This window comes from Methylorubrum aminovorans, assembly GCF_022179725.1.
Classification (GTDB): domain Bacteria; phylum Pseudomonadota; class Alphaproteobacteria; order Rhizobiales; family Beijerinckiaceae; genus Methylobacterium; species Methylobacterium aminovorans.
Genome location: NZ_BPRC01000097.1, coordinates 1 through 868, shown reverse-complemented (window position 1 = coordinate 868; position 868 = coordinate 1). Strand labels below are relative to the sequence as shown.

The 868-nt window shown below is 65.3% G+C and carries 1 pseudogene; it reads left to right on the top strand.

Annotated elements, in window-relative coordinates:
* The first annotated feature begins 60 nt into the window (after positions 1–60).
* A pseudogene (locus MFF24_RS28665) lies at positions 61–851 on the top strand (IS5 family transposase).
* Positions 852–868 lie beyond the last annotated feature (17 nt).

Below are 868 nucleotides of genomic sequence, written 5' to 3'. Positions count from 1 at the left end.
ACTCTTGGGGTTCACGGACGGGGTAAGCGGTGCTTCAAGGCTGTCTTTTGGAGGACAGCCTTGAGCGTTCAGGATCGCTTGGTTCTCAGCGACGCGCAGTGGGAGCGGATGGCGCCGCTCATCATCGGCCGGCCCGATCAGCGCGGCTCGACGGGACGCGACAACCGCCTGTTCGTCGAAGGCGTTTTGTGGATCGTGCGCACCGGCTCGCCCTGGCGCGATCTGCCTGACACGTTCGGCGAGTGGAACAGCGTGTTCCGCCGCTTCAGTCGCTGGAGCCAGAAGGGCGTGTGGTGGCGCATCTTCGAGGCGATGTCGGCCGATCCCGACTTCGAGTACCTGATTGTGGATTCCACCATCGTACGCGCCCACCAACATGCGGCAGGCGCAAAAAAAGGGGGTCTGGAGATCAGGCCTCGTCCGAGCCAGCACCGGATCAGGCGCTCGGCCGCTCGCGTGGCGGCCTGAGCACCAAGATCCATCTGGCGGTGCGCGGGCTCGGCTGCTCGGTGCGCTTTGCCCTCACCGCCGGCCAGAAGGGCGACGCGCCGCAGGCCGAGGCGCTGCTGAAGGACCTCCCGGCCGACGTGATCCTGGCCGATGCCGCCTACGATAGCGATCGGCTACGTAAGCTCGTCGCCGACAAGGGCGCCAAGGCCGTGATCCCGAACAATCCCTCGCGCACCATGAAGTACGATCTCGACAAGGCGCTCTACAAAGAGCGCCATCTGGTCGAGTGCTGCTTTGCCAAGCTCAAGCAGTTCCGCCGCGTCGCCACTCGCTACGAGAAGACCGCCCGCAACTACGCCGCCGTCGTCACGCTCGCCGCCATCGTCCTATGGCTCCGGTAACTGTCCACGCGACCTAG